The sequence below is a fragment of the Advenella sp. genome (assembly GCF_052108595.1).
Lineage (GTDB): Bacteria > Pseudomonadota > Gammaproteobacteria > Burkholderiales > Burkholderiaceae_B > Advenella.
Genome location: NZ_JBQEAU010000105.1, coordinates 1 through 11,357 on the forward strand (window position 1 = coordinate 1; position 11,357 = coordinate 11,357).

The 11,357-nt window shown below is 56.8% G+C and carries 9 protein-coding genes; 6 read left to right on the forward strand and 3 right to left on the reverse strand.

All coding sequences use genetic code 11. From position 1 onward, the window contains the following. Positions 1 to 41: 41 nt before the first annotated feature. Positions 42 to 1,394 carry a tRNA (adenosine(37)-N6)-threonylcarbamoyltransferase complex dimerization subunit type 1 TsaB gene (tsaB, locus tag ACTIKR_RS16410; protein WP_193087172.1) on the reverse strand — a complete coding sequence of 451 codons (1,353 nt, stop codon included), beginning with the start codon at positions 1,392 to 1,394 and terminating at the stop codon, positions 42 to 44. A 404-nt stretch (positions 1,395 to 1,798) separates the two neighbouring features. Between tsaB and ompR the strand changes: the two genes are divergently transcribed. The 4 genes from ompR to ACTIKR_RS16430 all read left to right on the forward strand — a co-directional run bounded on the left by ompR (position 1,799) and on the right by ACTIKR_RS16430 (position 5,238). Continuing rightward, positions 1,799 to 2,542 carry an osmolarity response regulator transcription factor OmpR gene (gene ompR, locus ACTIKR_RS16415; protein WP_025373153.1) on the forward strand — a complete coding sequence of 248 codons (744 nt, stop codon included), beginning with the start codon at positions 1,799 to 1,801 and terminating at the stop codon, positions 2,540 to 2,542. A gap of 14 nt (positions 2,543 to 2,556) precedes the next feature. Beyond that, complete coding sequence (locus ACTIKR_RS16420) at positions 2,557 to 3,960, forward strand: sensor histidine kinase (RefSeq protein WP_193087173.1); 1,404 nt, start codon at positions 2,557 to 2,559, stop codon at positions 3,958 to 3,960. A 154-nt stretch (positions 3,961 to 4,114) separates the two neighbouring features. Beyond that, the gene (locus ACTIKR_RS16425) at positions 4,115 to 4,663 is read left to right on the forward strand and encodes a peroxiredoxin (RefSeq protein ID WP_128394526.1); all 549 of its coding nucleotides are present in this window, start codon (positions 4,115 to 4,117) and stop codon (positions 4,661 to 4,663) included. 56 nt (positions 4,664 to 4,719) lie between these two features. Continuing rightward, the gene (locus tag ACTIKR_RS16430) at positions 4,720 to 5,238 is read left to right on the forward strand and encodes a carboxymuconolactone decarboxylase family protein (RefSeq protein ID WP_128394527.1); all 519 of its coding nucleotides are present in this window, start codon (positions 4,720 to 4,722) and stop codon (positions 5,236 to 5,238) included. 112 nt (positions 5,239 to 5,350) lie between these two features. Here the strand turns inward: ACTIKR_RS16430 and ispF are convergent, their stop codons facing one another. Together ispF and ACTIKR_RS16440 are read right to left on the reverse strand one after the other, a co-directional pair. Further along, on the reverse strand, positions 5,351 to 5,836 hold the full coding sequence (gene ispF / locus ACTIKR_RS16435) for a 2-C-methyl-D-erythritol 2,4-cyclodiphosphate synthase (protein ID WP_193087174.1): 486 nt from the start codon (positions 5,834 to 5,836) through the stop codon (positions 5,351 to 5,353). Positions 5,837 to 5,926: 90 nt separating this feature from the next. Continuing rightward, entirely contained in the window at positions 5,927 to 6,664 is a 738-nt protein-coding gene (locus tag ACTIKR_RS16440) for an IspD/TarI family cytidylyltransferase (RefSeq protein ID WP_193087175.1), read from the reverse strand. Between the two features lie 250 nt (positions 6,665 to 6,914). On the opposite strand from ACTIKR_RS16440, the gene mfd reads away from it, so the two are divergent. Both mfd and serB read left to right on the forward strand, forming a co-directional pair. Continuing rightward, positions 6,915 to 10,352, forward strand: coding sequence for a transcription-repair coupling factor (gene mfd / locus ACTIKR_RS16445; RefSeq protein ID WP_370540153.1), 3,438 nt, complete (start codon positions 6,915 to 6,917; stop codon positions 10,350 to 10,352). 27 nt (positions 10,353 to 10,379) lie between these two features. After that, positions 10,380 to 11,252, forward strand: coding sequence for a phosphoserine phosphatase SerB (gene serB, locus ACTIKR_RS16450; RefSeq protein ID WP_442328404.1), 873 nt, complete (start codon positions 10,380 to 10,382; stop codon positions 11,250 to 11,252). Positions 11,253 to 11,357 lie beyond the last annotated feature (105 nt).

Below are 11,357 nucleotides of genomic sequence, written 5' to 3' on the forward strand. Positions count from 1 at the left end.
GGGCTGGGCGCCGGCAGAAACTGAAGAAGATTCCATAGCCATCAGGATACCACGGCTTTCTGCAGGACCCAGGCATCTTCGCTATGACCTCGCCCGTCCGGATAGTAGCCCTTGCGCACGCCGATCTGCTCATAACCCCAGCGGTGATAGAATGCGATCGCCCCCGCATTGGACGGACGCACTTCCAGTACCTGGCTCTCCAGCTGTTGCAACAGCAGGCGCTCTTCACTCCAGGCAAGCAAACCGGCGCCAATCCCCTTGCTCTGCCAGTCGGGCGCAACGCCAATGAGCAGCAGATGCGCCACGTCGGGCGCCATCAATTGCAAGGAAAACCCCACTATCTCGTCACCATGGCACACCACCCAGGCCTCGTAACCCGCTTTTAGCGCATCAAAAAAGTTACCCTCGGTCCAGGGATGAGACTGTACACGGCGTTCGATTTCCACGACCGCATCAATATCCTGCTGCGTCATGCGCCGGATCGTATGCGCCTGCTGCAATGCCCTGATCACCCGACTGCGCGCTTGGCTTTCGGGCGATACTGCCGCTTCGCCGCCTGGCGTGATCTGCTCAGCCGATAGCGGAACAGCACGCGGATTACCCCCTTGACCCTGCCCCCTTTCCTTGATAGTAAATGCAACTTTGTCGCGCACATACAGCGGCGCCGCCTGATCGGCCGCGATAAATCGACCTGCGAGCCAGGCGCGCAGACCAATACGGGCCATGATCGCAGCACGCGGTTCAGCATCCGGTATCAGCTTGATGCCGGTCAAATGGGCCAGTCCTGAACATACATGTACGCCAGAGCCAACCAATATAACAGGAGGCTGTCCGTCCATGTCGCGCTCGCGCTCTGCCAGCGGCCCATTCACGACCGGCGCGGCTTCATTTGTACCGCCAGCAACACTGACCCCACTTAACCAGAGCGGAACCTGTTCTGCAGCAATCAGGCACGGCGCTTGCACCTGAACAAGTTCGCCATCGCCGGTTTCCCTGAAACAGGCCAGAAAGACCTCTTGCATACGGGCATCCAGCAGGCTGACAATCATCGTTGAAGGCGCGACCGGCCTTACGGCCTCGGCAACGGCTAGCAGCGATGATACCGGAAACACCGGGATGTCCAGCCCCAAACCCAGGCCTTGCGCCATGCCTGCTGCAATACGCAGGCCGGTAAACCCGCCAGGTCCCTGTCCGAAAACGATGCCGCTGATATCTATCCGGTCAAGCCCTGCCGAATTGAGCAGGTGATCAAGCATCGGCAATAATTGTTCGGCATGGCCGTTAGCCTGATTGCTGACCTGCTCGGTGGTCTGAGACTGACCGCCCTCGAACCGCAGCAGTGCCGCTGACGAACAGGTGGCCGAGCTTTCCAGGGAGATCAGATTGACATTCATAAACTGCGCTTATTCAAAAAAAGGTGTTAACAGCCGCGAACCCCAAGGCCAGCGGCCGATTGCCCCGCGAACGAGCGGCGATGGGTGACCAACGTTCGGGCAAATGATCCCGCAATTATAAACAGGAAGCCGGTTTTGCCCGGGACGATTTGCGCTAAAATGAACAGTAGTACCTATTTGCACGTTCCGCCCGTTTTTTGTTATAAGCACAAAACCATCGGCATAACGTTTTTGCTTGCATTTTGCAGCGAAATGTGTCTATTTGTATCGCACCATCAACACAAATCCGGAGAAATATTTTTAGTGTAACTGATGGTGAAAATTCAGCCATGTGCGACAGCAGAAACTGTAACATGTGCTCAAATAGCCCTGTCACTTCTCTCGGAAGCTCTTAACCAATTAGTATGAATACACCACAAACTGCCTCGTCAACACCTCCACGCAAAATTCTGGTAGTCGATGATGACCCACGCCTTCGCGACCTGCTGCGCCGTTATCTGACTGAACAGGGATTCAATGTGTTCGTAGCCGAAGACGGGAAGGAAATGACCAAGCTCTGGCAGCGCGAACATTTCGACCTGCTGGTATTGGATCTGATGCTGCCAGGGGAAGATGGTCTGTCCATCTGTCGCCGGCTTCGCGGCGCCAATGATAATACCCCTATCATCATGCTGACTGCCAAGGCCGAAGAAATCGACCGTATTCTAGGCCTGGAGATGGGTGCCGACGATTATCTGTCCAAACCGTTCAATCCTCGTGAACTGCTCGCGCGGGTTAATGCCATTTTGCGCCGCCGCGGTTCCGAAGAACACCCCGGCGCACCCAGCCAGGAAAACGAATCGATTGCTTTCGGGCCCTACACCCTGAATCTGTCCACGCGCACGCTGTCCCGCGGCGAAGAAGTTGTTGCCATCACCACGGGTGAATTCTCGGTGCTCAAAGTATTTGCCCGCCACCCCAAGGTGCCGCTGTCACGCGACAAACTGATGGAGCTGGCCCGTGGCCGCGAATATGAAGCTTTCGATCGTAGTCTTGACGTCCAGATTTCCCGCCTGCGCAAGCTGATAGAGCCGAATCCGGCCAAACCGGTGTTTATTCAAACCGTTTGGGGATTGGGTTACGTCTTCGTTCCGGACGGCGGTAACTAAAAGACGGCGCCGCCATGGCCGCTGCTCCGGTTCAGTTTCCTCAACTGCAGAATTTCGCATCAAAAATCCGGCTGAGCTTGTTCAGCCGGTCTTTTTTCCTGCTGGCAGCATTGCTGGCCGTCAGTCTGACGTGCTGGCTGATCGTATTTTTCAACATGCAGGAAGAGCCGCGCGCCGCGCAAATGGCCGAGCGCGGTATTACGGCACTCAAAATCACCCGCAAGTCGCTTGCCTACGTCCCGCCCAATGATCGCAATGCACTGGTTATCGATCTGGCCACCACCGGGGATATCCAGGTCTTTCCCCGACAATTGGACGATGTATTGCAGCCGTTGCCAGATACCACGTTCTGGCGCATTTTCGCAGATAAGATCCAGCGCTCCGATACCCAGACGGAGACCAAGATCGCGTCCAGCATGAATGGCGAGCCAGGCATCTGGATCAGTTTCAATGTAGGCGACGAACTGTACTGGCTGCTGCTCAAATCTTCCACAGATAATCTGCCGCAAATGCGCGAATGGATCGGCTGGGGCGTGATCGCCCTGCTGCTAGCGCTGATCGGCGCTGCGATCAGCGTCCGGTTTGTCAATACGCCATTATCACGGTTGGCCAAGGCCGCCCAGCAGGTAGCGCGGGGCGAAAACCCGGCCCCCTTGCCGGACGACCAGGGACCACTGGAGATCCGTGAGCTCAATAATGCCTTTAACCGCATGGCCCGCGATATTCGCCAGACCGAAGCCGACCGGGAATTGATGCTGGCCGGCATTTCTCATGATCTGCGCACTCCTCTGGCGCGCATGCGCCTGGAGATCGAACTGAGCAATGTCAGTGATGAAACCCGCAGCGCCATCGATGAAGACCTTGGACAGATTGATCACAGTATCGGCCAGTTGATGGAGTATGCCCGTCCGGCCGGGGTGCTCCCGGACAAAGCCGTCAATGTATCTTCCATTTTGCGAGACATCACCGACAGGGAAAAAGCGCATACGGAATCGCTGGGTGGCACGCTGCACACTATGATCCAGCCGAATCTGTACGCCCGGATCGGGGAACTCAATCTGAAGCGAATTGTCAGTAATCTGATTGAAAACAGTCGCCGCTACGGTCGCTCCGTCGCTGACGGCCAATCACACATCCTGGTGCGGACCCGCGAGAAAGGTGGCATGATCGAAATCGATGTCTGCGACAATGGAGCGGGCATCAATGCAAAGGATACCGAGAGGCTGCTGCGTCCCTTTTCCCGGGGCGAAGCCGCACGCACTGGCGTATCGGGCGCCGGCCTGGGCCTGTCTATTGTCGAACGACTGCTGCAGCACGTGGGTGGCACCTTGAAACTGCTGCCGAACCAGCCAACCGGACTGATCGGACACATAGAAATCCCTAAAGCTCGAGATAGAAATTATCAATTAGACAGCTAGTATTGATAGTGTAAAATAACATTAAAACTTATATTGGGAAGTGGGCGTCGGCCATCGTGGCAAACCGCTCGCTCCCTTGCCATGCCTTGCGGCGCGGCCAATAAGCAGGCCCGGTACCACCGGGCGGTTGTTCAACTTCTTATGAGGAACAGTTATGAAAACAGTTGGTGAAAAGCTCGAATCGTTCAAAGTCGTCGGTGTCAAACCTGGTTTCAACAACCATGAAGAAAACGGCGTTTCTGCATTCGAAGACATCACAGAATCTTCTTTCCCCGGAAAATGGAAAGTGATCTACTTCTATCCAAAAGATTTCACATTCGTGTGTCCTACCGAGATCGTTGGCTTTAACAACCTGGCCAAAGACTTCGAAGACCGTGACGCTGTACTGATGGGCGGCTCTGTCGACAACGAATTCTGCAAACTGGCATGGCGCCGTGAGCACCCTGATCTGAACAAATTGGGTCACTACTCATTTGCCGACTCTACCGGTTCGCTGATCGATCAGCTGGGTGTGCGTGAACGCAATGAGGGCGTTGCCCTGCGCGCCACATTCATTGTTGACCCGGACAACGTCATCCAGCACGTTTCAGTCAATAACCTGAACGTGGGACGCAATCCAGAAGAAGTTCTGCGAATTCTGGACGGCTTGCAAACAGATGAACTGTGCCCATGCAACCGCGTTGCCGGTGGCGATACACTGTAATTTGCATCAAACCCGGTTCGCCGGGTTTTTCCTCCTCTTTTTAATAGGAAAAAACTATGCAATTTTTAACTACGATAAAAAATGAAATTCCCGATTGGGCCAAAGATATCCGCCTGAATCTGGATGGCACCATTGCCCGCTCCTCCCTGAAACCGGCCGATGCGGTTGGTGTGGCCCTGGCAGCCGCCTATGCTGCGAAGAATCCGTTTCTGATCGAACAGTTCAAGTCTGGTTTGTCGCCAGAAGATGTCAATGGTGTTCTGACCGCTGCGGCCCTGATGGGAATGAACAACATCTGGTATCCCTATGTCGAAATGACTGACGACAGTCAACTCAAAACCCTGCCACCGCTATTGCGCATGAATGCCTATTCCTCGCATGGGGGCATTGAGCATGAACGCTTTGAACTGTTTGCCCTGGCGGCCTCGATTGTCGGCAAATGCCACTTTTGCGTTAAATCGCATTTTGACAATCTGAAAAAAGCGGGCTTCACGATTGAGCAGTTGCGCGATGCCGGACGTATCGCCGCTGTAGTCAACGCCGCCGCGCTGGCCCTGACAGCCGAAGGCAAATAAATCAGTCTGCCTCTCAAATAATGTCATACCGTGACCCTATGTCGCGGCATTTTTTTGTTTGGTGAGCACGCCTCAGCCAGCGCTTCGTGCGTGCTGCCGTCCGCTGGGCATCTTATTGTCTGGCCAGCAGGGCGATAGCCGTGGCCGCAATGCCCTCTTTGCGCCCTAGATACCCCAAGTGCTCGTTCGTTTTACCCTTGACATTCACACAGGCGGGGTCCAGCGCCAGATCAGCGGCAATATTGCTTACCATGGCCGGCGCATAGGGCATGATTTTCGGCGCCTGGGCATGAATGGTGGCGTCCACGTTCACGACCTGCCAGCCGGCTTCGCAGACACGACGGTACGCCTCGCGCAGCAATACTCGGCTGTCACTGCCTTTGAATGCCGGATCGGTATCAGGGAACAAACGGCCGATATCGCCCAGCGCTGCCGCACCCAGGATAGCATCGGTAATCGCATGCAACAGCGCATCGGCGTCCGAGTGTCCCAGCAGACCATGGGTGTGGGCAATGGTAACGCCCCCCAATATCAGGGGCCGCCCCTCCTGTAACGCATGGACATCAAACCCCTGCCCAACCCGCAAGCCAATTGTCATACAGCACTCTCCATATCATTGCGTCAACATCATTTCTTTAACTTCATTTGGCATCCATGCCGCGTAGCAGATCAACCGTTCAACCGTACTTTATCCTGTCGCCTGCCCCGACGCCGCTCCAGCGAATGCCAACCACCGTTGCACCATGGCAAAATCTGCAGGCCAGGTCACTTTCATATTTTCTGCCGAACCACGCACCAGCAGGGGATGGATGCCCGCCGCTTCCATGGCCGAGGCTTCGTCGGTAATATCCAGCCCTTGGTCGATCGCAGCATTCAGCGCGTCCAGCAGGGCACGTGCAGGAAAAAGCTGCGGCGTCTGCGCCAGCCACAAGCCTTCACGCGGAATGGTCTGCGCCACACACACCTGCTGTTGTTCATCCACGGTTGCGCGTTTGACGGTATCGGGCACAGGCACTGCCAGCAACCCGCCCTTGTTTTGACTCAGGCAGGTATCAATCAATGCCGTGAGCGTATCGGCCCGTAACCCCGGCCTTGCCGCATCGTGCACCAGCGCCCAGCCATCGCGATCGTCACCATCCAGAACAGCCTGCAGCGTGCTGCTTACGGTGTGCGCCCGCGTAGCGCCGGCAGTGCGATGAACGTAGACATTGCTGCCCAGGTTCAGTGTATCAATCCAGGTGTCCTCAGCCGTGACCCCGATATGGACAGTAGCAACCCGGGCGTCTGCGCGCAGGGCATCGGCGGCCAGTTGGAGCATCGCCACGCCGTTGATCGTGCAATACTGCTTGGGGATCTGCCGGCCGGCAGTCAGGGCCCGACTGCCCACGCCGCCTGCGGGAATAATCGCAAAGATGTTGTCAGTCATAGAGGTCGCCGCCATTGAAGCGGCAATTGCATCATTCAAGAGATCAGATAATATCACGCCGCCCCGCTGCCAAGCCAAATTGCAGCGGGCGATGCGGTGGCTCGCGCAGCGCCGGTCAGCTTCTGTCAGCGCAGGCCGGGGCAAGCAGCAGCAGGCCATTGCCCCGCCCGCCGCGAACTGCAGTCCTGGCGGGCGGCGACACCCCGGTATCTGATAAAATGAGCAGATTCGATTCCCTGCTTCCGCCTCTGTGTCAAACACTGCCCTCACCCCGCTCCTTTCCACGCTTAAACCCGGTCAACGCTATAGCTACCCACGCCCGCCGGGTTCGGGTGACGCCTGGCTGTCGGCCGAACTTGCCCGGGCCGCCGGCAGGCCGCTTGTGCTGCTCTGCGCCGATCCCCTGCAGGCACAAAGGCTGCATGACGAAATTGTGCTGTTTGACCCAAAGCTGCGGGTACGCCAGTTTCCAGACTGGGAGACACTACCCTACGATGGCTTTTCGCCACACCAGGATCTGATTTCAGAAAGGCTTAAAACGCTGTCGGCCCTCATGCAAGGCAAAGTCGACGTTCTGGCGGTGCCGGTCACAACAGCCCTGTATCGCCTGGCGCCCACTGCATTTTTGGCAGCCTATTCCTTTTCATTCAAAAAGGGTGACAAACTCGACGAATCCGCCCTGCGTGACCAGTTGATGCTGGCCAATTATGCACACGTCTCGCAGGTAGCCGCTCCCGGAGAATTCTGTATCCGGGGTGGGCTGATCGATTTGTTTCCCATGGGTTCAGTGCTGCCCTACCGCATTGACCTGTTTGACGACGAAATCGAATCCATTCGCAGTTTTGACATGGACACGCAGCGCAGCCTGTACCCGGTCAATGAAGTGGAACTGCTGCCCGGCCGCGAGTTTCCCATGGACGAAACCGCCCGCAATCATTTTCGCTCGCGCTTTCGCGACCTGTTCGAAGGCGATCCGTCCCGCGCCATGCCCTACAAAGACATGGGCAACGGCATTGCCTTTGCCGGTATCGAGTATTATCTACCGCTGTTCTTTGACGATACTGCAACGCTGTTTGACTATCTGCGCCCCGAAACCATCACGGTCACCGTCGGCACGATCGAAGAGGCCATCCGGCAATTTCACGACGACACGCAAAGTCGCTACCGGTTCCTCAAAAGCGATCGCGAACGGCCCGTGCTGGCGCCCGAGCTCCTGTTTTTGTCTGAAGAACAGTTTTTCGTCCATCTGAAATCCTTCGCCCGACTGCACCTGGACGAAAGTTCCCCCAATGCACAATTTGCGCCGGCCCCCGATATTGCCGTGCTCAGACGCAGCGATGATCCTTTTGCACGCCTGCGCGCCTGGCTCAAGAGCGGCCAACAGCGGTTGCTGCTCTGTGCCGATTCAGCCGGCCGCCGTGAAACGCTGTTGCAACTGCTGCGCGAACAACAGCTGGAGCCCAGTGCAGCCTTTGACAACGTCCAGGATTTTGTCGCCTCCGATATTGATTTTGGCATTGCCATTGCGCCGCTGAACACCGGTTTTATCATTCGCGACCGACAGCTGTGCCTGGTCACCGAAAACGACCTGTATCCCGGTTCCGCATCGGTCGCCCAGCGCCGTCGCAAGAAACAGGAACGCAGCAGCAACGTTGACGCCATGGTGCGCGACCTGTCCGAGTTGCGGGAGGGCGATCCGGTCGTTCATATGCAATACGGTATCGGGCGCTACCATGGCCTGGTCACGATGGATCTGGGCGAAGGCGATATCGAACTATTGCATCTGCAATACTCAGGCAATAGCACGCTATACGTTCCGGTCTCGCAACTGCACGTGATCTCCCGCTATAGTGGCGCCGATCCTGAGCATGCGCCGCTGCATCAATTAGGATCCGGCCAATGGGACCGGGCCCGCAAGAAGGCTGCCAAGCAAATCCGCGATGCAGCCGCCGAGCTGCTGGCCCTGTATGCACTGCGCGCAGCGCGTGAAGGCTTTTCTTTCAAGCTGCCCTTTTCCGACTACCAGACCTTTGTCGAAGGCTTTGGATTTGAGGAAACTGTCGACCAGCAGGCCGCCATTGATGCTGTCATTGGCGACATGACCTCCGGCAAACCGATGGATCGCCTGGTATGCGGCGATGTGGGTTTCGGCAAGACCGAAGTCGCCCTGCGCGCGGCCTTTCTGTGCGTCGCCAATGGCAAGCAGGTCGCACTGCTGTGCCCCACCACGCTGCTGGCCGAGCAACATGCTCAGACCTTCGCCGACCGGTTTGCCGACTGGCCGGTGCGCGTGGCAGAACTGTCGCGCTTTCGCAGCACCAAGGAAGTTAAGGCGTCGCTGGACGGGCTGCAGGACGGTACGGTTGACATTGTCATCGGCACGCATAAACTGCTGGGCAAGGAAGTCAAATTCAAGCGGCTGGGGCTGGTCATCATTGACGAAGAACATCGCTTCGGCGTGCGACAGAAAGAGGCGCTCAAGGCGTTGCGCGCCGAAGTGGACATTCTCACGCTGACCGCAACGCCGATTCCGCGCACACTGGGCATGTCCCTTGAAGGCATACGTGACTTTTCCGTAATTGCCACTGCGCCGCAAAAGCGCCTGGCCATCAAAACGTTCGTACGCCGCGAAGACAATGGCACCATCCGTGAAGCCGCCCTGCGTGAACTGAAACGCGGCGGCCAGGTTTACTTCCTGCACAACGAAGTGGAAACCATTCAGAACCGCCGTGCGCGCCTGGAAGAGCTCCTGCCCGAAGCGCGCATTGCCGTGGCCCATGGCCAGATGCCCGAACGTGAACTCGAAGAAATCATGAAGGGCTTTTATCAGCAGCGCTTTAATATTCTGCTGTGCACCACCATTATTGAAACGGGTATTGATGTCCCCAGCGCCAATACCATCATTATTCATCGAGCAGATCGGCTGGGCCTGGCGCAGCTGCATCAGCTGCGCGGGCGCGTCGGCCGCTCGCACCATCAGGCCTATGCCTATATGCTCACGCCGGGCGAAGACGCCATCACCAGCAATGCCAAAAAGCGGCTGGAGGCCATTCAGTCCCTGGAAGAACTGGGTTCGGGCTTCTTTCTGTCCATGCACGATCTGGAAATCCGGGGCACGGGCGAAGTATTGGGCGACTCGCAATCGGGCAATATCAACGAAATCGGCTTTACGATGTACAGCGATCTGCTTAACGAAGCCGTGCGTGCGCTCAAGGCCGGCGAAGAGCCGGATCTGGAGACCCCGTTCAATTCCGTCTGCGAAGTCAAACTGCATACGTCTGCCCTGCTGCCGGCCGATTACTGTACCGACATCCATGCCCGCCTGTCCCTGTATAAGCAGCTGGCCCACGCCAAGACCGAAGATGACTTGCTGGCCATCCAGGAAGAGCTCACCGACCGCTTTGGAAAAATGCCAGACCCGGCGCGCATGTTGATCGCAACGCACCGTCTGCGCATCCTGGCTGAAGCGCTGGGCATCATCAAGGTCGATATCAGCGATGAACAGGCGCTGCTTGTCTTTGGCCCCAAGACCTGCGCCGACCCACTTAAAATGATTGAGCTGGTGCAAAAACAAAAGCACATCCGTTTTTCGGGGGCCGATAAATTACGTATTGAACTGAACAATATGCCCGACATCAGTCGCCGCATCGATACCATTCGCCTGCTGCTCAAGACGCTGGCGGCCTGACTCTTTTTTATCCGGATTTTCCTTAACATGCATCTCGTACTCCAAGCCCCCGGCATTCGCCATGATCTGATCGAACAGGCCGCTGCGCTGGCCAGCGCCAACCGCATTACACCACTGAATGCCTGCGCCATGCGCCTGGAAGACGTTGATGAAACGGCATTGCCCCAGTTGCAGGAGTGGGCCAAAACCCGCCATGTCGATCTGGCCGCACTGCAGACCATCCGCCCCCTGGATGAGATAAAAGTGTTGGCCATGGATATGGACTCGACCCTGATCAATATTGAATGCATTGACGAAATTGCCGACATGGTAGGCAAAAAAGCAGAGGTATCGGCCATCACAGAGGCAGCCATGCGCGGCGAAATCAAGGACTTCAGTGAAAGCCTGCGCCGGCGCGTTGCCCTTCTTAAGGGCGTAGCCGAAGCTGATCTGCAGCGCGTTTACGATGAACGCCTGCAACTGAATACGGGCGCCGAAAAACTGATTCGCACCATGCAGGCGGCCGGTGTCCACGTCATGGTCGTCTCTGGCGGTTTTACCTTCTTTACGGAAAAACTGCAAGCCCGCCTGGGCCTCGCTAGTGCCCACGCCAACGTTCTGCAAGTGGAAAATGGCAAATTAACCGGACAGGTCGTGGGCGATATCGTCGACGGTGACCGCAAGGCCGCATACCTCAAGTCACTGGCGGCGTCGCTCAATGCCACGCCGGCCCAGTGCATTGCCATGGGCGATGGCTCAAACGATCTGAACATGTTGTCCCATGCTGCCTATTCTGTGGCCTATCGCGCCAAACCTGTATTGCAGGAAGCAGCCGCATTTCAGATCAATTACGCGGGTCTGGATGCCGTGCTGAACTGGTTTGACAGCAAGGAGGCTGTGCAGGCAGCACAACGCCGCTGATATGGGGTCGTTGGTATCGAGGTACTGATATTGAGGTTGATATCATGTCGCTGACATGAGGGCGTTGAGATCACGTCGCAGATATCACCTCACTGCCGGCCGGGC